The sequence below is a fragment of the Cronobacter dublinensis subsp. dublinensis LMG 23823 genome, assembly GCF_001277235.1.
Classification (GTDB): domain Bacteria; phylum Pseudomonadota; class Gammaproteobacteria; order Enterobacterales; family Enterobacteriaceae; genus Cronobacter; species Cronobacter dublinensis.
Map to the genome: position 1 here is coordinate 1775947 of NZ_CP012266.1, position 19348 is coordinate 1795294.

Consider the following 19348-nt stretch of genomic DNA (forward strand, 5'->3'; position numbering starts at 1 on the left):
ACAGTTTCAGATGACCGTTATGTTGTGCGCCAGGGCGGGTAAGCGAAGCGCTCCCGCCACCTCAACCCCGGTTAATCCGCGAAATACCAGTAGCCGCTGTTGACCAGCGCCGCCAGCATCGCCAGGAATGACGGGTCTTCCAGCGCGTCGCCGAACATCGCCTCATCCAGCACCATTTCATTGGCGAGCTGATGCAGCGCCGGGCGGTGCGGCGTGTCTATCTTCTCGCCATTCACAAACACGTCTTCGCCGATACGAAGCACGCGCAGGCCGCCGAGGCGCACCAGCGTGTCCCCCTGTTTCAGCGCGTCGTAGATTTCATCCGGCTGATACGGCGGCTCCGGCGGCGAAACGTCCAGCTCATGGCGCGACTGGGTAATGAACTCGCCAAACCACTCATTGAAATGCGCCGGGTCGCGGATCAGATCGAGCATCATCTCGCGAAGCTTATCCACTTCCGCGGGCACGATATCCGCCGCGTAGTCGCGGGCCGGTACGTCCGGGTCGCTGTAGCGCTGGCTGCCGAGCTCGCGTTGCAGTACGTAATCGGCGAAACCGCTGATAAGCTCGCGACCGCTCGGCGCGCGAAAGCCCACCGAATAGTTCATTGAGTTTTCCAGCGAATAGCCTTCGTGCGGAAAGCCTGGCGGAATATAGAGAATATCGCCCGGCTCCAGCTCTTCGTCGATCAGCGCTTCAAACGGGTCGACCTGTAGCAGATCCGGGTGCGGGCAGTGCTGCTTCATCGGCACTTTTTCGCCGACGCGCCAGCGGCGACGGCCGACGCCCTGAATAATAAACACATCGTACTGGTCAAGATGCGGGCCCACGCCGCCGCCGGGCACCGAGAAGGAGATCATCAGATCGTCAATGCGCCAGTCCGGCAGGGCGCGGAACGGACGCATCAGCGCCGCGCTCGGCTCGTGCCAGTTATTGACCGCCTGCACCAACAGCGACCAGTTGTTTTCGCCTAAATGATCGTAGCTCTGAAACGGGCCGTGGCTCACTTCCCATTTGCCGTCCTGATGACTGACCAGGCGGCTGTCCACCTCGTTCTCCATCGCAAGACCGGCCAGTTCGTCCGGGGAGAGCGGGTCGACAAAATTCTTGATGCCGCGCTTTAACACCACCGGGCGTTTCTGCCAGTAGCGTTCGATGAAATCGGGCCAGTTAATCTCTACGTGGTAATCCATATTATTTTCCGCAGGCTCTGAAGATGAGTCGGATTATAACGGACGCGCGTCACTCTGCGTGGCCGTCGGGCAGGTTTTTTCGCAGAGTGGCGGAAGCGTCGCCAGCGGGCTACTGCTGGCGGGCGAAAATCACTTCCATTCTGGCGCCGCCGAGCGGGCTGCTGCCGGTGAGGATCTGGCCGCTGTACTGCTCGACCACTTCGCGCGCCACAGACAGCCCGACGCCCTGACCGGGGCGAAGCGTATCGGCCCGCTGGCCGCGATCGAACACCAGCGCGCGTTTGCTCTCCGGAATGCCAGGGCCGTCATCTTCGACCACCAGGTGCAGCGTATCGTCCGCCACGCGCGCGCTCACTTCCACAAACTCCAGGCAATATTTGCAGGCGTTATCCAGCACGTTGCCCATCACTTCGAGAAAATCGTTTTTCTCGCCGATAAACACGATCTCCGGCGAGATATCGAGCGTAATGCTCACGCCTTTGCGCTGGTACACCTTGTTCAGCGCCGAGGTCAGGTTATCGAGCAGCGGCGCCACCGGGTGCAGCTCGCGGCTCAGCAGCATACTGCCGCTGCGCATGCTGGCGCGGTGCAGGTAGTAGCCAATCTGCTGCGAGATGCGGCTTATCTGCTCAAGCATTACCGGCTCGGCCTGTTCGACGGCGGTTTTACCGGTACGCAGCGAACGCAACGTACTTTGCAGCACCGCCAGCGGCGTTTTCAGGCTGTGGGTGAGGTCCGTGAGCGTGGTGCGGTATTTCTCATAGCGCTCGCGTTCGCTTTTCAGCAGCCGGTTAAGGTTATGCACGAGACTTGTCAGCTCACGGGTCGTGTAGGGGTTGAGCTGTTCGCGGTGATGTTCTTCGAGTTCGCGCACTTCACGGGCCAGCGCCTCAATCGGGCGCAGGCTCCACCAGGCGGCCAGCCACAGCAGCGGAACAACCAGCAGCAGATTCGCCGCGAGCACATAGATAAACCAGTTCCAGACGCTCCAGGAGCTTTTCAGCTCGTCGGGAATGGTGTCGACCACGACCACCGTCAGCGAAGGCAGGGTGGATGTGGCCGGGTAAATATTTACCGCCACCGAATGGGTGGTCTCATCGTCTTTGTCGGGATCGTAATCGTTCAGCCGCTTTTGCAGCGCGTGATCGGAGTCAAGCAGCAGGCGGGTATCGCTAAAGCGCGTTTCCAGTTCGTGAAACCCGTTGGTGGAGAGCCATTCCGGGCGGATTTCTTTCATCAGCCACGGCACGTTGCGCTGCGACCAGAGCAGTTTGCCTTTTTCGTTATAGATAAACGTCAGCGTCGGGCTTTGGCGGTCAATATGATCGGGGATCTCGACCGTCAGTTTGCCATTTTCAAAGCGGGCGAGCGTATAAAAGAGATTGCTCTCACCGCGTAGCAGACGGAAGGTGGTTTTGTCGAAGCTCACGCTGTAGCCCACCAGCGCCACCACGCCGTAAGCGAGCGACAGCACCAGCACAACCGCCGCCGTCGCCAGCAGAAAGCGAACCCGCAACGACAGCGGCAAAAAGTGACGCAGGAATCTTTTCATTTAGCGCAGATCGAACCGGTAACCCTGGCCGCGCACCGTGGTGATCGCCTCGCCGGGGTATTGCGCCTGAATTTTTTTCCGCAGGCGTCCCATCAGGACGTCAATCGTGTGGCTTTCGCGCAGCTCGGCGTCCGGGTAAAGCTGAAGCATCAGCGAATCTTTGCTGACCACTTTGCCGGCGTTGCGAATAAGCGTTTCCATAATGGTGTATTCAAAGGCGGTCAGGCGAATCAGGTTGTCATTAATGGTCACTTCGCGGCGCGAGAGATCCACCACGAACGGCGGCATCGAGATAACCTGCGAGGCGAGCCCGCTGTTGCGTCGCAGCAGCGCCTGCATGCGCGCCACCACCTCTTCGATGTGAAACGGTTTGGTCACGTAATCGTCGGCACCCGCGCCCAGCACTTCCACTTTGTCCTGCCAGCCTTCGCGGGCGGTGAGCACCAGGATGGGCAGCGTGATGTCGTGCGAGCGCCAGCGGCGGATGAGGCTCAGGCCGTCTTCGTCCGGCAACCCGAGATCGACAATCGCCACGTCCGGCAGATGTTCATTGAGGTAGTAATCGGCTTCTTTGGCGTCTTCCGCCGCATCCACCTGATGGCCCAGCTCAGAGAGCTGCACTTTCAGGTGATGCCGCAGCAGAGCGTTATCTTCGACGACCAGCACGCGCATGCGACGTCCCCTTATTTATTAATCTGGCAAATAGTTTAACGCCAATTATTACCAAAAGGGCATAAACATTGGATAAACCAGCCGGGGATCGCGCGGGGCGTCAAAGGGTAAAGCGGGAAATGAAAAACGCCACCCGAAGGTGGCGTCGCGTGCGGATTATTTCAGGTCATCAACCATCTGAATGGCGCGGCCGATATAGTTGGCGGGCGTCATCGCTTTCAGGCGCGTTTTCTCATCTTCCGGCAGGTCGAGGCTGTCGATGAACTGCTTCATGCCTTCGGCGTCAACGCGTTTGCCGCGGGTCAGCTCTTTGAGCTTCTCATACGGCTTCTCAATGCCGTAGCGGCGCATCACGGTCTGAATGGGTTCGGCCAGCACTTCCCAGTTGTGGTCCAGTTCGTCCAGCAGACGATCGCGGTTCACTTCCAGCTTGCTCACGCCCTTCAGCGTGGACTGGTAGGCGATAAGCGCATAGCCGACGCCGACGCCGAGGTTACGCAGCACGGTGGAATCGGTGAGGTCGCGCTGCCAGCGGGAGACCGGCAGCTTGCTCGCCAGGTGTTGCAGTACGGCGTTTGACAGCCCCAGGTTGCCTTCGGAGTTCTCAAAATCGATCGGGTTCACCTTGTGCGGCATGGTGGAGGAGCCGATTTCGCCCGCGATGGTTTTCTGTTTGAAGTGGTTCAGCGCGATATATCCCCAGACATCCCGGTCGAAGTCGATGAGGATGGTGTTAAAGCGCGCCATGCAGTCGAACAGCTCGGCGAGGTAGTCGTGCGGCTCGATCTGGGTGGTGTACGGGTTCCACTGAATGCCGAGCGAGGTCACAAACTCCTCGCTAAACTGATGCCAGTCCACTTCCGGGTAGGCGGCGATGTGGGCGTTATAGTTGCCGACCGCGCCGTTGATTTTGCCGAGGATCTCGACCTGCGCGAGCTGGCGGTACTGGCGCTCCATACGGTACGCGACGTTCGCCATCTCTTTACCCATGGTGGACGGCGTCGCTGGCTGGCCGTGGGTGCGCGAGAGCAGCGGGATATCGCGATACTGGTGCGCCAGATCTTTTACCGCGTCGATAATTTTGCGCCAGAAGGGCAGGATCACTTCCTCGCGCGCGGTGGAGAGCATCAGCGCGTGGGAGAGGTTGTTGATGTCCTCAGAGGTGCAGGCGAAGTGGATGAATTCCGAGACCGCGTGCAGCGCCGGCACTTCCGCCACTTTTTCCTTCAGGAAATACTCCACCGCTTTAACGTCGTGGTTGGTGGTGCGCTCGATAGTCTTGATGCGCGCGGCATCTTCTTCGCTGAAGCCCGCGACAATCGCATCAAGGAAATCGTTTGCGTTTTTGTCAAAAGCAGGAACTTCCTTGATCGCTGCGTGTGCGGCCAGCTTTTGCAGCCAGCGTACTTCAACCTGTACGCGGAACTTCAGCAGGCCAAATTCGCTGAAAATGGCGCGCAGCGCGCTGACTTTATCGCCGTAGCGTCCATCAACGGGGGAAACGGCGGTCAGTGAGGATAATTCCATCAGTCACTCCTGAGAGGTTAACATTGAGCAAGAATTTGTTTCGCCTGGGTGGTCAGACGATTACGGGAAAACATCAGTTGCAGGCGTCCGCCGCCGACCTGCTGCCACAGCACGGCGGCGCGGATGCCCGCCAGTAAGGTGGCGCGCACTTTGGCCTGTACCTGCGGGCTTTGCAGCACATTCGGCGAACCGTTGACCTGAATGCGCGGGCCGAGCGGGCTAATCACATCCACGTAGATCCCGGCCATCGCGTTCATCAGCGTGTCGGACTCCAGCTCGAAGTGCTCAAGCTGGCGGCTTAAATCGGCAATGCGGTTGCCAAGCGTATTCATCGCACCTTTGCTGGCGGCAAGCTTACGCTCCAGCACCATCAGGCTTAACGTGTAACGCGTCAGTTCAGCGCCGGGGCCCTGACGATTGCTGGTGTTGAGAATGCCAAGCAGCGTCTCCAGACCGGTTTTCAGCCCGGCTTCTTCGCCGCCAAACACGGCAAGCGTGGACGCCGGGTTCTGGTCAATCACGCTTTTCAGCGACACGCGCAGTGCCTGCGCGTCACACGTGCCTTCATGCGCGAGCGCCTGAACCAGACGCGCCGACTGGCAGATGCCCGCCAGCGCAAGGGTGATGTCATAGAAGTTCTTTGCCACACGTGCTCCTTTTTGACCGCGGCGTCTCATTCATCGCCGCGCAAGCGGCATCACAGTTAAACCGGCAGCGGCAGGCGCTGTTCGATAATACCGCCGCCGAGACAGACGTCGCCCCGATAAAACACGGCGGACTGCCCGGGCGTCACCGCGGCGACCGGCTCGTCAAAGCGCACTTCGATGCGGTCGTCGTCAAGCGGGCGCACGGTGCAGGGAATATCGGTCTGGCGATAGCGGGTTTTCACGGTGCAACTAAACGGCGCGGTGACCGGCTCGCGACTGACCCAGTGCAGCTGCTGCGCAATCAGGCCGACAGACATCAGGCGCGGGTGATCGTGGCCCTGGGCGACGATCAGAATATTGTTTTCGACGTCTTTATCCACCACGTACCACGGCTCTTCGCCGCCATCTTTGGTGCCGCCGATGCCGAGACCTTTGCGCTGACCGAGGGTATGGTACATCAGCCCCTGATGCTCGCCGAGGGTGTCGCCGTCAACGGTCACGATTTTACCCGGCTGCGCGGGCAGGTAGCGGCCCAGGAACTCGCGGAATTTGCGCTCGCCGATAAAGCAAATGCCGGTGGAGTCTTTTTTCTTCGCGGTCACCAGATCGAGCTCTTCGGCGATGCGGCGCACTTCCGGTTTTTCCAGCTCGCCGACCGGGAAGAGGCTCTGCGCGACCTGATCGTGGCCGAGCGTGTAGAGGAAGTAGCTCTGGTCTTTATTGCCGTCGAGACCGCGCAGCAGGCGGCTTTTGCCGTCGACGTCCGCGCGGCGCACGTAGTGGCCGGTCGCGATATAATCCGCGCCCAGATCTTCAGCGGCAAACTCCAGGAAGGCTTTGAATTTAATTTCTTTGTTGCACAGGATATCCGGGTTCGGCGTGCGTCCGGCTTTATATTCGGCCAGGAAATGCTCAAACACGTTATCCCAGTACTCCGCCGCGAAGTTTACGGTATGCAGCTCAATGCCGAGCTTATCGCACACCGCCTGCGCGTCGGCGAGGTCAGAGGCGGCCGTGCAATAATCCTCGCCGTCATCCTCTTCCCAGTTCTTCATAAAGAGACCTTCCACCTGATAGCCCTGCTGTTGCAGCAGGTAAGCGGAAACGGAGGAATCGACGCCGCCGGACATCCCGACGATGACTTTTTTCTGGCTGTTATCAGACATTGCACCACTCACGACATAAAACAAAGGCGGCGTATTCTAGCACGCGCGGGCGACGCAAACACCCCCTGTGCGCGGCGGGTTGCGCGCGCGGCACGCAGAAAGGCGTTTAACGGCAATAATTGCAACGTGCGGGACGCGACGCACGGCGGGGAAAAGGGCGTAAGGCGGGGGAAAAGACGCGGAGCCGCAGCGGCGGCCCCGCGTGAGCGTTATGCGTAGCGCTCGTCGATGCTGAACTGCTCGACGGTTTGCGCCAGCTGCTGCGCCTGCTCTTCGAGCGAGCTTGCGGCGGCGGCCATCTGCTGCACCAGCGCGGCGTTCTGCTGGGTGACGCCATCCATCTCGTTAACGGCAATCGTCACCTGGCTGATGCCTTTCGACTGCTCGTCAGACGCGCTGACGATTTCGCCGATGATGGTCTGTACGGAATGCACCGCCTGGGTCATCTCCTGCATGGTTTTCCCGGCGTCGTTCACCAGCTGCACGCCATTGGCGACGCGCTGGCCGGACTCCTCGATCAGCGCGGCAATCTCTTTCACCGCGTTGGCGCTGCGCTGCGCCAGGCTTCGCACTTCGCTTGCGACCACCGCGAAGCCGCGACCCTGTTCACCCGCGCGCGCCGCCTCTACCGCGGCGTTGAGCGCCAGGATATTGGTCTGGAACGCGATGCTGTTGATCATGGTGGTGATGTCGCTGATTTTCTTCGAGCTGTCGTCAATCTGCGCCATCGTCTGGACCACCTGGCCGACGAGCGTTTCGCCGCGGCTGGCGATCTGCGTGGCGTTGGCGGTGAGCTCGGTCGCATGGTGCGCGTTGGCGGCATTATGTTTCACCGTGGCGCTGATCTGCTCCATACTGGCGGCGGTCTGCTCCAGCGCGGCGGCCTGTTCTTCGGTGCGCGAGGAGAGGTTAATGTTGCCGCTGACTATCTCGCCCGCGCCCTGACGAACCGACTCGCTGGCCTCTTTAATTTGCCCGACGATGCCGCGCAGTTGTGACTGCATAGTATCCAGCGCGTAGAACAGACTGCCGCGATCGCCCGGTTTTACCGGCACCACGTTATCGAGCTTACCGTCGGCGACGGCTAGCGCGATGGTGGCGGCTTCCAGCGGTTCGCCGCCGAGCGGTTTGAGCACTTTGCGACTAAAGACGATGCCGAGCAGCGCGCTCACCAGCAGGATACTCACCACCATCAAAATAATGGCGTTCATCAGCTGGCGGTTAGCGGCCGCCATCACCTGGCTTACCGGCGCCACAATGCCCAGATACCATTTATCCGTGCTGTTGCCGATGGTGACAGGCTGCCACGTAACCAGCGCTTTTTCACCGAGGATCGGATCGTCCTGCTCCACCACATTGCTGGTATAACCGGCGGTGTCGCCAGGAAACGGCTTGCTGGTCAGCTTTTTATCCGGGTAGGAAACAATTTTACCTGCCGTTGACAGCAGCATGGCGTAACCGCCGCCTTCCCACGGTTTGATCTGGTTCACTTTTTGCTGCAGTGACGCCAGCGAAATATCGGAGGTCACCACGCCCTTGAGCTGTCCGTCGGAAACAATCGGCGCCGCTACCGAGGTCAGCAGCGTCGGCACGCCGTTATAGGCGTAACTGTAGGGTTCGATCAGCGTATCTTTCTGGGTTTTTTGCGGAACCAGGTAGTAGTCGCCCTGGCCTGGCGTCAGGTACGAGAGCAGGGGATGGAACTTGTAGCCGCCCGCCTGATCATGGTCGACGAAAAACGCGTAACGGCCTTTTGGTGCCTGACCGGGCTTGCCGTCAAACTCCGCATCGCGTCCGTCAAACGCGTTCTCTTCAAAAATCACCGATACCGAAAGGTAATCGGGGTTATCGCGCAGCGCGCCTTCCAGCAGCTGGTCAGCGACTTTACGATCGGTGATGCCGGCGCGGGGCAGGGACGCCATGCTGTGGCCAAGGTTATGCGCCACGTCGCGCGCGTAGTTCAGCTCTTGCTGAATTTTCAGCGCCTCGCTCTGGGCTATCTGTTTTAAGTAGCTTTCGGCCAGCGATTTTTGTTCATTGCTGGACTGCCAGCTCAGCACGCCGATGGTGACGACAAAACCCAGCGTGATGGTTAACGCGCCCGTCAGCAGCATCTGCGCGCGGGTACTCATCTTTTTATGTACGGATTGTCTGGCCATCACGGCTCCTCAGGATCAACCACGAAATATCATTACTTTCCCTTCGCTACGAGCCTCCTGGTCAATGTTCTATCGGCGTTTGTTTTTTGTTCTTTAATCAGGCGCAAACAGCGTATGACGACGTAAAAACAGGGGGTTTACCGAAGAAACAGCGGGTGTGTGTTGGTGAAGCGCGCGGCGGCAGGAGAAGATGCTAAGTGTAGAGGCAGACGGCAGCATGTTAAGCTGCCGTTAAAAGTTTCGCGGCGAAACAAATTTGTGGGCGGTGTGACGTAATGCTCAGTGGAACGGCCAGTTAAACGCGCCGATAAGCGAGAGCGGGTAGCGCTCGCCCTGCTGCCAGGTGCGGATACTCTCGGCCACCAGCGGCGAACGCAGATTCCCGGCGGTGAGAATGTCTTCAGCGCTCACCCAGCGGCAGCAGTCGATATCGCTGTCGTGAGGGTCGGTGGGCAGCGGCGCGTCGAGTTCAATACTGAACAGGAAGCGCAGAAACGGCGTGTTGTCGGGCGCCTGCCACTGGTGCAGGCGCAGAAAATGCTGCGGCTCGGCGCGAATGCCAGTCTCTTCCCACAGCTCCCGGCGGGCGGCTTCCAGGAGCGTTTCATCGGCTTCGAGATGGCCGGCGGGCTGGTTCCACAGCGCCTTACCGTTGATGGTCTCTTCCACAACCAGGAATTTGCCCTGCGCGTGAACCACGCAGGCGACGGTGACATGGGGTTTGAACATCCGGTTCTCCTTATTTGAGCGTAATTTCTCGCCACTGGCCGCAGGCCAGAGAATCAAGAGTATAGTCGCCCATCGCATAGCGAATCAGGCGCAGCGTCGGGAAGCCGATATGCGCGGTCATGCGCCGCACCTGGCGGTTGCGCCCTTCATAAAGGGTGACCTTAAGCCAGCAGGTTGGGATGGATTTGCGCTCGCGGATGGGCGGATGGCGCGGCCACAGCCAGGCGGGCTCGTCTACCAGCTCCACGCCCGCAGGGAGCGTCGGCCCGTCGTTCAGCGTCACGCCGTGGCGCAGTTTTTCAAGCGCGTCTTCCGTCGGCTCGCCTTCGACCTGCACAAAATAGATTTTGCCGGTACGTTTGCCAGGCTGGGTTAATCTGGCCTGCAACGCGCCGTCGTTCGTCAGCACCAGCAGTCCTTCGCTGTCGCGATCCAGACGCCCTGCGGCATAGACGCCGGGGACAGGAATAAAATCCTTGAGCGTCTGGCGGCCCGCTTCATCAGTAAACTGCGGCAGCACATCGTAGGGTTTATTAAACAGGATCAGCCGTTTCGGGCCTTCGGGTTTGCGGCGCTTAGCGGAATGTTGTGAGCTGAATCGCTCAAGCCGGTGATTTCTAAAAGAAGTTTTCTGCATACTATTTTCAGGCTTTATCAATTGCCGCATTATACCCTATTCATAAGGGCGTGGCATGGGGCAGAACATTGAGGTAGTATTATCACGCCTATTACAAATCATTAACAAAAATGAGTCACAACCAGAAGCGCTCGAAGGAGAGGTGAATGGAAAGCAAAGTAGTAGTTCCGGCGGAAGGTGAAAAGATCACAGCGCAAAACGGCAAGCTGAATGTACCCCACAACCCGATCATCCCGTTCATTGAAGGCGACGGTATCGGCGTGGACGTTACCCCAGCGATGCTGAAAGTGGTCGACGCCGCGGTTGAGAAAGCCTACAAAGGCGAGCGTAAAATTTCCTGGATGGAAATTTACACCGGTGAGAAATCTACCCAGCTTTATGGCCAGGACGTCTGGCTGCCCCAGGAAACCCTGGATCTGATTCGTGAATATCGCGTTGCCATTAAAGGCCCACTGACCACGCCGGTCGGCGGCGGTATTCGCTCCCTTAACGTTGCCCTGCGCCAGGAGCTGGACCTTTACGTCTGCCTGCGCCCGGTGCGTTACTACCAGGGCACCCCAAGCCCGGTAAAACACCCGGAACTGACCGACATGGTTATCTTCCGTGAGAACTCCGAAGACATCTACGCGGGCATCGAGTGGAAAGCCGACTCTGCCGACGCGGAAAAAGTCATCAAATTCCTGCGCGAAGAAATGGGCGTGAAGAAAATCCGCTTCCCGGAACATTGCGGCATCGGCATCAAGCCGTGTTCCGAAGAAGGCACCAAACGCCTGGTGCGCGCGGCGATTGAATACGCCATCACCAACGATCGCGAATCCGTGACCCTGGTGCACAAAGGCAACATCATGAAATTCACCGAAGGCGCGTTTAAAGACTGGGGCTACCAGCTGGCGCGTGAAGAGTTCGGCGGCGAGCTTATCGACGGCGGCCCGTGGGTGAAAATCAAGAACCCGAACAACGGCAAAGAGATCGTTGTGAAGGATGTTATTGCCGACGCCTTCCTGCAGCAGATCCTGCTGCGTCCGGCGGAATATGACGTCATCGCCTGTATGAACCTGAACGGCGACTATATCTCTGACGCCCTGGCAGCCCAGGTGGGCGGCATCGGCATCGCGCCGGGTGCGAACATCGGCGACGAATGCGCGCTGTTTGAAGCGACCCACGGCACCGCGCCGAAATACGCAGGCCAGGATAAAGTGAACCCGGGCTCCATCATCCTCTCCGCAGAGATGATGCTGCGTCATATGGAATGGTTCGAAGCGGCTGACCTTATCGTGAAAGGTATGGAAGGCGCTATCAACAACAAGACCGTGACCTATGACTTCGAACGCCTGATGGAAGGCGCTAAGCTACTGAAATGTTCAGAGTTTGGCGACGCTATCATCGCGAATATGTAATCTGTTTTATGGGTTACATAAAAACGGGAGCCGATGGGCTCCCGTTTTTTATTATTAGGTTAAGAACGGTTATCAAAATTTTATCAAAACCCCTCGTTTGGAGAGCGTATCACCGATTATGACGCAATGTGCCAGGGCATCTGCAGCTATGCGCGCGCGGCGGAAAAGCTCCGCGGCGAGCATCAGTTCTGCCGGTACATTTCGGTGTTCGTGAAAACGTCGCCTTTCTCGGCTGAGCCGTATTACGGCAACCACGCCGGAAGCAAACTGCTGACGCCCACGCAGGACTCGCGCGACATTATCGCCGCGGCGACGCGCTGCCTCGATGCGGTCTGGCGCGACGGCTACCGGTACCAGAAAGCAGGGGTGATGCTGGGTGACTTTTTCAGCCAGGGCGTGGCGCAACTGAACCTGTTTGACGAGAACGCGCCGCGCGCGAACAGCGAGGCGCTGATGTCACTGATGGACAAACTCAACCAGCAGGGCTGGGGAACATTTTATTTTGCGGGACAGGGTATCCAGCAGTCGTGGCAGATAAAGCGCGAGATGCTGTCGCCTGTTACGCGACGCGACTCGCTGATGTACCGACCGTGCGGGCATAGTAAAAGGGATATTGTTCAGGCAATAAAGAGAAGTAAAGGTCCGCTTTGAGCGAAAAGCGGACGTTTGCCGAACGCTTTTAGCGGCGAACGCCAGCATATTTAAATAAAAAAGGCCACCTTGGCGGGTGGCCTGTTCAGCGAACCTTTACGTTATAAAAGGTTATTCAGCAAAGCACTTCCTGGCATGCTCTTCCACGAACGCCGTGACGGTTTCCGGCGCTTCAAGCGGCGGGAAGTGGTTCACGCCTTTCAGGATTTTCAGCTCCGCGCCGCCGCCCAGCGCCTGCTGCAGAGCCGTTGCAAACGAAAGAGGGTTTGGCGCGTCGTTTTCGCCCTGCAGAATAAGCGCTGGCGCAGTAATAGCATCATACTGATCGGCCATTTCGTGATTCAGAAACGCGGCGGCATTGGCCTGCATCGAGTGCGCCGGCCATTTTGCCGCCTCCGCGCCGACGCTTTCGGTCACGCCAAACGGCTGATAAAACGCCACGGCGCCGGAAGGCGTCGATACCGCCTCGCAGACCATCCCGACCGTCATGCCCGCGTCACGCATCTGCTTACCGTCCACGTAGCAGGCGGTATACACCAGTCCGGCAACCTGCTGCGGATAGTTCACCGCAAACGTGGAAATGATATTACAGCCGATAGAGTGAGACACGAGCACGACCGGGCCCCTGATGCCGGCGGCATCAATCACGGCTTTTAAGTCCTCAGCGTGGCGGGGAATGCTGTAAGCCTCAGGCTGCAGCGGCTTGGCCGAGCGCCCGTAGCCGCGGCTGTCGTACGCGACCGTGTGGAATTTTTCAGACAGCGCGTCCGTCTGCGCCTGCCAGATATCACTGATGCCAAAATAGCCGGCAACAAAAACAACCGGCATGCCCCGGCCCTTTGCGTCAAAGTAAATCTCGATGCCGTCGTCGGTGGTTGCGTAAGACATTCTTCATTCCTCATGTGTTAACAGTCACAAAAGTATAAAGAGCGTGCGATGCGCTCCGTGAGAGGCAGAAATGTCAAAATACAATGATTTCGGGTCAAATTGACGTCGCACGGAAGGATAAGTGAAACACTACATAAGGTCTTACGGCATCTGCCGGCGCTGGCACCGGCTGTAAACGCTGCAGCCGGTACGAAAGAAAGCATAAAAGGGAAACACATGATCAGCCGGAGAGCCATCTTTGGCCCTATTCCATCGAATATTGACCTCAGCGCGACTCACGCAAGGTATGGCGCCTTTTTTATACTGCCTGCTCAATGTACAGACCGCACGGCTGCGGTTTCCCTGACGGAGTAAAGAATGCAACTCACTCAAATTCGTAACGCCACGCTGAAGCTCGACTACGCCGGTGTCCGCTTCCTTATCGATCCAATGCTGTCTGACAAAGACGCCTGGCCCGGTTTTCCCGGCACCGCCCGTTCGCACCTGCGCAACCCAATGGTCGCGCTGCCGCTGACCGTGGAAGAATTGCTGGACGTGGACGTGATTATCGTGACGCACACGCATCAGGATCACTGGGACGAGGCGGCGCAGCAGCTGATCCCGAAAGACCGGGTGATTTATACGCAGAATGAGAACGACGCGGCGCTGCTGCGATCGCAGGGCTTCACGGCGGTCAGCGTGCTGGCGGACACCAATGTCATTGCGGGCATCAACGTCGCAAAAACCGACGGCCAGCACGGCAGCGATGAGGCGTACGCCATTCCAGAGGTTGCCGAACGCCTGGGCGACGCGTGCGGCCTGGTGCTTTCCCTGGCAGGTGAAAAGACGCTGTACGTTGCCGGTGACACCATCTGGGTTCCGTCATACGCGGGCAGCCTGGAAAAACACGCGCCTGACGTGGTGGTGCTGAACATGGGCCTGGCGACGGTGGACGGAATTGGTGCCATCATCATGGGGAAGCAGGATGCCCTTCGCACACTGGAGGTGCTGCCGTCAGCCACGGTGGTGGCGTCACACATGGAGGCCGTCAATCACTGCCTGCTGAGCCGTGACGAGCTGCGCACCTTTGCAGCGGAAAACGGCATTCAGGATCGGGTGCGGGTGCCGGAAGACGGCGAGACGCTGAATTTCTGATACGAAAGCGCGCCCGTGCGGCAGGCTCCGGCCTGCCGCACGCCAGTCCGAACAAAGCAGGATAATCATCGCGGTTTACATCAGTAAGGGTACAGAATTATGTCCAAGCTGCACGTTGTCGTTATCGCCACGCCGGGCTTCAGCCCGTTTCACTTTTCCGTGCCGTCCATGGTCTTTGACAAGGCGATGCCCGAGCCGGGCTTGTTCAGCGTGGATATCTGCGCCGAGCAGCCCGGCGTCGTGGCGTCCGATACCGGTATCTCAATTAATGTGGAGCACGGGCTGGAGCGGCTCGATGCGGCGGACATCATCGTTGTGCCGTTCTGGGAGCATCCCGAAACGCGGCCTGATGCGGCGCTGCTGGAGGCGCTGCGCAGCGCCTGGCAGCGCGGGGCCGAAGTCGTGGGGCTGTGCCTCGGGGCGTACGTGCTCGCCTATGCCGGACTGCTGAACAACCGCAGGGCGTCCACCCACTGGGAGTTTGAGCGGGATTTCGCCGCGCGCTTTCCGGAGGTGCGCCTCGACAGCAACGCGCTCTATACCAGCGATGAGCGGCTGGTCACGTCGGCCGGGACGGCGGCGGGCATCGACTGCTGCCTGAACATCGTGCGCGAACACTACGGAAGTGCGCTGGCCAATCGCGTCGCCCGGCGGATGGTGATCCCCCCGTACCGGGAGGGCGGGCAGGCGCAGTTTATTGAGCATGCGGTGCCGGAGACGACGCGCGACGAGCAGATAAACGACCTTATCGACTACCTGCGGCGCAACCTGGACAAGCGGCACGACATTGACTCCATTGCGGGGTTCTCCGGCATGAGCCGGCGCACGCTGACGCGGCACTTCATCAAGGCCACCGGCATGACTGTGGGGGACTGGCTCAGCGCCCAGCGCCTGCAGCGCAGCCAGGAGCTGCTGGAAACCAGCGATCACAGCATCGAAACCGTGGCGTCACTGGCGGGCTACCAGTCGCCGGTCTCGTTCCGGCAGAGCTTCAAGACCCGCTTTAACGTCAGCCCCAGCGAGTGGCGGCGGACCTTCCGTGGCCCCGGCCTGATATAAGCCCGGTCCGGCAGCCGGGACCGCGACGTACCGCTTCCGGCTGATTATCTCTTTACCATTACTTCGCATCAGCCTGGTTCGCTGAACCGGGCCGGGGCTGCTGCGTGCATCATTCAGGACACAGACATGAAACGTATGCCAGTGCAGGTGTATATCCTGTCGGGCTCTCAGGCGCTCTATCAGACCGTTTCGATCATGATGATGGCGGTTGGCGGTCTTGCGGGACAGATGCTCGCGACCTCGCCGGAACTGGCCACGCTGCCAATCGCAGCCGCGGGGCTGGGAACGCTTCTGACTATTTTTCCGGCCTCGCTGTGGATGAGCCGCGCCGGACGCCGGGCAGGCTTTCTTACGGGCACGGCGGCGGGAGTTGTTGCCGGCATGGCGGCGACAGCCGGTTTGTACCTGCACTCCTTTACGCTGCTCTGTGCGGCCACGTTTCTCATCGGCATCTATCAGGCCTTTGCGCAGTATTATCGCTTCGCTGCCGTGGAAGTGGCCGGCAGCAGCGCCGGTTCAGCGGCTATTTCGCTGGTGCTGGCCGGCGGCGTTGTGGCCGGCGTGGCCGGTCCCTGGCTTGCGCGAACAGGACGTGCGCTCTTTACGGTCCCGTTCATGGGCTCTTTTTTGCTGCTGGGCATGGTGGCGCTCGCGGGCCTGCTTCTGATGTCAGGCCTGACCGTTCCGTCCGGTACGCACAGGGCGCAGGATAAAAAGGTTCGTCAGGCCTGGTTCCGGATTATTGCACGGCCGGCTTACCTGACCGCGCTGTTCTCTGCCGCCACCGGCTTCGGCATCATGGTGCTGGCAATGACAGCCACGCCGCTCGCCATGCAGCGCCATGGTTACACGCTGCTGCAGAGCACCACGGTGATCCAGCTGCACCTGCTGGGTATGTTTCTGCCGTCCTTCATTACCGGCAGGCTGATAGCGCGAACTGGTGTGCTGAACGTCATGCTGGCCGGCACGGGGGTCCTGCTGCTGTACGCCGTGCTTTCCGTCTCGGGGCAGGGCTATGGCACGTTCACTGCTGCACTTATCTCGGTCGGTATCGGCTGGAATTTTCTCTACATCGGCGGCACGACCCTGCTGTCCACGGCGATAAGCGAGCCTGAAAAGGGGGCTGGTCAGGCATTTAACGACATGAGCGTAGCGGTCTGCGTTCTGCTCTGTTCGCTTGCGGCAGGTCGTCTTCTGAGCACAGCCGGATGGGAGCGTATGAACCTGATGCTCGTGCCGTGGATAGTCGCCTGCGCTGCGCTGCTTGTCCTGATGAAAACCCTGACTGCAAAGAGACGGTAAAGCGGCGTTACCGGTCGCGCTGGTTATTCCTGTATACACCCATTTGGTAAGGCGGCTTTGTGCCCGCCGGGAGAAAGAATGTCTTTACGCTACGCCTTTAACTGGAGCATCTGGATTTCAGCCGCCTGCGCCCTTTACGTGGCAGGCTATATGCTCAGCCCGCTATATAGCAGCGGCGTTATGGCAGCCTCGTTTATGGCTATGCCGGTTTATTTTACCATGGGCGCGCCGCGCAGCGGCTACTGGCACTATATTTCAAGCGCGCTTGCGGGCGTGGCGTGGGGCTGCCTGTATAACACCGCAACTGCCATGCTCCATACGGCAGGCCTTGCCGGGCTTGTTGCCGCAACGTTACCGGTTTTCGTCATTACAACGGTGATCTGCACCATTCATTTCACCTTTTTTGCAAAGGGGCTGATATCAAGCGTCCCGATGATTTTTGCCGCATCTGCCGCCATTGCCGTTTTCGGTGAGGATAAGTGGCTTCCGGTAGCACTGTCACTGTGCGGGGGAATTACGCTGGGGCGGATTTCTCAGGCCGGTACGGCTTTACTGAATACAGAAGGACGCTGGCAGTTCAGACTGCTGTCTGCCAGAAGATAATCGGGGGAGTAGGGATAATAAAACACGACTTCAGGCTCATAAAGTCCGCTTATGGCACAAAGCGGACATACGTGCTGCAAGGTCCGCTATGAGCGAAAAGCGGACATTCATTCGTAACAATACTTCTTCGCTTTTACTTCTGTATTACCGGGTGCTCAACATATTCGAGTTAAACGGCAACGGGTTTAGTGCCTGAAATCAGAGCAAATATATAAGCTAAATAAAAAGTATTGCGGCTGATTCAGGCAGAAGCTCCTTCCATGGTTTTCGGAATGCAAGGCCTAATATGCACCGTAATATCAGGCATCTCACTGGCTGTATTGTTCAGACAGATTCAGTCGTTCATTGGTCAGCTTACAGCATTAAGTACGCCTGCAATTCGCTTTTCAACTTCATCACGGGTATCAGCCCATGCGGGTACTGTGTCGAGCAGACGCTGATGCCAGGCGATCAGGTTAGGAAACTCCTCAAAAGGCGCTCCGGTTCGTTTGTATTGCGAAAAAGGCGCTGCAATATCAATATCTGCCAGCGTTAACGCATCACCAACGATGAACCTGCGGGTTTCAAGATGGCGTTCCAGAACTTCTGCAGCACTGCGAAGTTTGCTTATCCCCAGTTGGACAATAGCGTCGTTCTTCAGCTTGCCCGTAAAAGTTGCACCTGCCCACTCGTCAAAAAGAAGGGTGGAGAAGATCCGCCATTGCTCTCCGGACCAGAACATCCATTGCAAAACCTCAAGCTTCTCTGCCTGAGTTCTTCCGGACAGGCTGGAGTTGGTTTTTTCGGCCAGGTAAAGATTGATGGCTGATGCTTCCCAGATGACTGTGTCGCGGTCCTTTAATACGGGAGTAAGCCCGTGCGGGTTAAGCTTTAAAAATTCAGGGGTGTGACTTTCCCCTTTGAATAAATCGATATTGATACGTTCGATATCAATACCCATGATCGTGGCGGCAGTCGTGACACGACGCAGGCTGCCCGAGCCGGGATCCCCATAGAGTTTAACAGACATATTTTCCTCACTGTCGGAGTTGGTTATTACAGCGAAGTCAGGGTAAACTTTTTCATCAGATAAAATAATAACCGTTTTTTGCAGAACACTTATTCGGGATATGAATGAATAACCGCTGGCTTGAAACCATTGTTTTCATCCGTGTGGCAGAGTCCGGAAGCTTTTCCCGTGCAGCCCGTGAACTTGGTCTTTCACAGCCCTCGACTTCCCGTATCGTCACGGGGCTTGAAACGCGTCTGGGCGTGAAGCTTTTACTACGGACGACAAGGAACATAGCGCTTACTGAAGCTGGCGCTGTGTTTCTGGAGGGCGCACGTCGGGCTTCGACCGAACTGGAGGAGGTGGAAGATGTGGCCCGGGGAATCGACTCTCTCCGGGGCACTATTCGTCTTGCTGTACCCGTTATGTACGGAAGCCGGGTGGTCATTCCAGCCTTAGCCAGTTTTCTTGAGCGTTACCCCGATCTGCGAGTTGAAATCACTATGCGGGATGAACGGCAGAACCTTGTTGCAGCAGGCATCGATCTGGCGATCCGGATGGGCACGCTTGAAGATTCAACGTTTGGAGCCCGACAGATTTCATCAGTACCGCGAATGTTAGTGGCGTCGCCAGCATACCTTGCCAAAAAAGGGGCACCGAATACGCCTGAAGAACTGGCCTTCCACGATGCGCTTTTGCATGAGCAAAGCTTTGGGGAGAAAAGTACACTGAAACTGTGTCAAGCAGGTGCAGAGTGGATTGTAACGTTACATGGGAGAATAAAAATAGATTCTGCGTCAGGTATTCTGGCTGCTGCAACAGCAGGGCTGTGCATAGCGAACGTGACAACCATCATGTCGGCACAGGAACGAAGTGACGGCAGCCTGATTCAGTTGCTACCCGACTATGAGCTTGAGCCTTTGGAAGCATTTGCCGTATTTCCGTCTGGCCCCAGGCCTTCAGCTAAGGTGCGGGCACTTGTAACCCACCTTATTGATGTATTGGGAAATTAATACATTTAATGGTCTGTCAGATTACAATCCG

Annotated in this window: 17 protein-coding genes and 1 pseudogene; 7 read left to right on the top strand and 11 right to left on the bottom strand. The window is 58.1% G+C overall.

The features are described 5' to 3' along the window. Positions 1–71 precede the first annotated feature (71 nt). The 9 genes from AFK67_RS08125 to rluE form a co-directional block, all read right to left on the bottom strand. Positions 72–1193, bottom strand: coding sequence for a ribosomal protein uL16 3-hydroxylase (locus tag AFK67_RS08125; protein ID WP_007711315.1), 1122 nt, complete (start codon positions 1191–1193; stop codon positions 72–74). A gap of 109 nt (positions 1194–1302) precedes the next feature. Continuing rightward, positions 1303–2745, bottom strand: coding sequence for a two-component system sensor histidine kinase PhoQ (gene phoQ, locus AFK67_RS08130; RefSeq protein WP_007711313.1), 1443 nt, complete (start codon positions 2743–2745; stop codon positions 1303–1305). After that, positions 2746–3417, bottom strand: coding sequence for a two-component system response regulator PhoP (gene phoP, locus AFK67_RS08135; protein WP_007711310.1), 672 nt, complete (start codon positions 3415–3417; stop codon positions 2746–2748). Between the two features lie 156 nt (positions 3418–3573). After that, the gene (gene purB, locus AFK67_RS08140; RefSeq protein ID WP_007711308.1) at positions 3574–4944 is read right to left on the bottom strand and encodes an adenylosuccinate lyase; all 1371 of its coding nucleotides are present in this window, start codon (positions 4942–4944) and stop codon (positions 3574–3576) included. Between the two features lie 17 nt (positions 4945–4961). Then, entirely contained in the window at positions 4962–5591 is a 630-nt protein-coding gene (gene hflD, locus AFK67_RS08145) for a high frequency lysogenization protein HflD (protein ID WP_007711306.1), read from the bottom strand. A gap of 56 nt (positions 5592–5647) precedes the next feature. Next, positions 5648–6757: a tRNA 2-thiouridine(34) synthase MnmA gene (gene mnmA / locus AFK67_RS08150; protein ID WP_007711304.1), complete on the bottom strand. Its 1110-nt coding sequence runs from the start codon at positions 6755–6757 to the stop codon at positions 5648–5650. A gap of 209 nt (positions 6758–6966) precedes the next feature. Continuing rightward, a complete protein-coding gene (locus AFK67_RS08155; RefSeq protein ID WP_007711301.1) occupies positions 6967–8916 on the bottom strand; it encodes a methyl-accepting chemotaxis protein in 1950 nt (649 codons plus the stop codon). A gap of 279 nt (positions 8917–9195) precedes the next feature. Further along, positions 9196–9645, bottom strand: a complete 450-nt coding sequence (locus tag AFK67_RS08160; protein ID WP_007747604.1) for an NUDIX hydrolase — start codon at positions 9643–9645, stop codon at positions 9196–9198. Positions 9646–9655: 10 nt separating this feature from the next. Continuing rightward, positions 9656–10312: a 23S rRNA pseudouridine(2457) synthase RluE gene (rluE, locus tag AFK67_RS08165; protein ID WP_071602740.1), complete on the bottom strand. Its 657-nt coding sequence runs from the start codon at positions 10310–10312 to the stop codon at positions 9656–9658. A 116-nt stretch (positions 10313–10428) separates the two neighbouring features. Between rluE and icd the strand changes: the two genes are divergently transcribed. After that, positions 10429–11679 (top strand): NADP-dependent isocitrate dehydrogenase, encoded by a 1251-nt coding sequence (icd, locus tag AFK67_RS08170; protein WP_007747609.1) that lies wholly within the window; start codon positions 10429–10431, stop codon positions 11677–11679. Positions 11680–11772: 93 nt separating this feature from the next. Next, positions 11773–12281 (top strand): annotated as a pseudogene (locus AFK67_RS08175) (DinB/UmuC family translesion DNA polymerase); the annotation flags it as partial. A 160-nt stretch (positions 12282–12441) separates the two neighbouring features. Here AFK67_RS08175 and AFK67_RS08180 read toward each other — a convergent pair. Beyond that, a complete protein-coding gene (locus tag AFK67_RS08180) occupies positions 12442–13218 on the bottom strand; it encodes an alpha/beta fold hydrolase (RefSeq protein WP_007711289.1) in 777 nt (258 codons plus the stop codon). A gap of 357 nt (positions 13219–13575) precedes the next feature. Here AFK67_RS08180 and AFK67_RS08185 point away from each other — a divergent pair, with 357 nt between their 5' ends. From AFK67_RS08185 to AFK67_RS08200, 4 genes are all read left to right on the top strand, one after another. Next, positions 13576–14352, top strand: a complete 777-nt coding sequence (locus AFK67_RS08185; RefSeq protein WP_007711286.1) for an MBL fold metallo-hydrolase — start codon at positions 13576–13578, stop codon at positions 14350–14352. Between the two features lie 99 nt (positions 14353–14451). Continuing rightward, entirely contained in the window at positions 14452–15411 is a 960-nt protein-coding gene (locus AFK67_RS08190) for a GlxA family transcriptional regulator (protein WP_007711284.1), read from the top strand. Positions 15412–15537: 126 nt separating this feature from the next. Next, on the top strand, positions 15538–16713 hold the full coding sequence (locus tag AFK67_RS08195; protein WP_007711282.1) for an MFS transporter: 1176 nt from the start codon (positions 15538–15540) through the stop codon (positions 16711–16713). 180 nt (positions 16714–16893) lie between these two features. Beyond that, positions 16894–17316: a DUF1097 family protein gene (locus AFK67_RS08200; RefSeq protein ID WP_235508998.1), complete on the top strand. Its 423-nt coding sequence runs from the start codon at positions 16894–16896 to the stop codon at positions 17314–17316. A 349-nt stretch (positions 17317–17665) separates the two neighbouring features. On the opposite strand, the gene AFK67_RS08205 is transcribed toward AFK67_RS08200, so the two are convergent. Next, complete coding sequence (locus tag AFK67_RS08205) at positions 17666–18325, bottom strand: glutathione S-transferase family protein (protein ID WP_007711278.1); 660 nt, start codon at positions 18323–18325, stop codon at positions 17666–17668. Between the two features lie 104 nt (positions 18326–18429). On the opposite strand from AFK67_RS08205, the gene AFK67_RS08210 reads away from it, so the two are divergent. After that, positions 18430–19317: a LysR family transcriptional regulator gene (locus AFK67_RS08210; RefSeq protein WP_032966323.1), complete on the top strand. Its 888-nt coding sequence runs from the start codon at positions 18430–18432 to the stop codon at positions 19315–19317. Positions 19318–19348 lie beyond the last annotated feature (31 nt).

Excerpts from the sequence above, each read along its gene's own strand:
- AFK67_RS08125 (WP_007711315.1), bottom strand. The coding sequence starts at position 1,193 with ATGGATTACCACGTAGAGATTAACTGGCCCGATTTCATCGAACGCTAC.
- phoQ (WP_007711313.1), bottom strand. The coding sequence starts at position 2,745 with ATGAAAAGATTCCTGCGTCACTTTTTGCCGCTGTCGTTGCGGGTTCGC.
- phoP (WP_007711310.1), bottom strand. The coding sequence starts at position 3,417 with ATGCGCGTGCTGGTCGTCGAAGATAACGCTCTGCTGCGGCATCACCTG.
- purB (WP_007711308.1), bottom strand. The coding sequence starts at position 4,944 with ATGGAATTATCCTCACTGACCGCCGTTTCCCCCGTTGATGGACGCTAC.
- mnmA (WP_007711304.1), bottom strand. The coding sequence starts at position 6,757 with ATGTCTGATAACAGCCAGAAAAAAGTCATCGTCGGGATGTCCGGCGGC.
- AFK67_RS08155 (WP_007711301.1), bottom strand. The coding sequence starts at position 8,916 with ATGGCCAGACAATCCGTACATAAAAAGATGAGTACCCGCGCGCAGATG.
- AFK67_RS08160 (WP_007747604.1), bottom strand. The coding sequence starts at position 9,645 with ATGTTCAAACCCCATGTCACCGTCGCCTGCGTGGTTCACGCGCAGGGC.
- rluE (WP_071602740.1), bottom strand. The coding sequence starts at position 10,312 with ATGCGGCAATTGATAAAGCCTGAAAATAGTATGCAGAAAACTTCTTTT.
- icd (WP_007747609.1), top strand. The coding sequence starts at position 10,429 with ATGGAAAGCAAAGTAGTAGTTCCGGCGGAAGGTGAAAAGATCACAGCG.
- AFK67_RS08180 (WP_007711289.1), bottom strand. The coding sequence starts at position 13,218 with ATGTCTTACGCAACCACCGACGACGGCATCGAGATTTACTTTGACGCA.
- AFK67_RS08185 (WP_007711286.1), top strand. The coding sequence starts at position 13,576 with ATGCAACTCACTCAAATTCGTAACGCCACGCTGAAGCTCGACTACGCC.
- AFK67_RS08190 (WP_007711284.1), top strand. The coding sequence starts at position 14,452 with ATGTCCAAGCTGCACGTTGTCGTTATCGCCACGCCGGGCTTCAGCCCG.
- AFK67_RS08195 (WP_007711282.1), top strand. The coding sequence starts at position 15,538 with ATGAAACGTATGCCAGTGCAGGTGTATATCCTGTCGGGCTCTCAGGCG.
- AFK67_RS08200 (WP_235508998.1), top strand. The coding sequence starts at position 16,894 with ATGGCAGCCTCGTTTATGGCTATGCCGGTTTATTTTACCATGGGCGCG.
- AFK67_RS08205 (WP_007711278.1), bottom strand. The coding sequence starts at position 18,325 with ATGTCTGTTAAACTCTATGGGGATCCCGGCTCGGGCAGCCTGCGTCGT.
- AFK67_RS08210 (WP_032966323.1), top strand. The coding sequence starts at position 18,430 with ATGAATAACCGCTGGCTTGAAACCATTGTTTTCATCCGTGTGGCAGAG.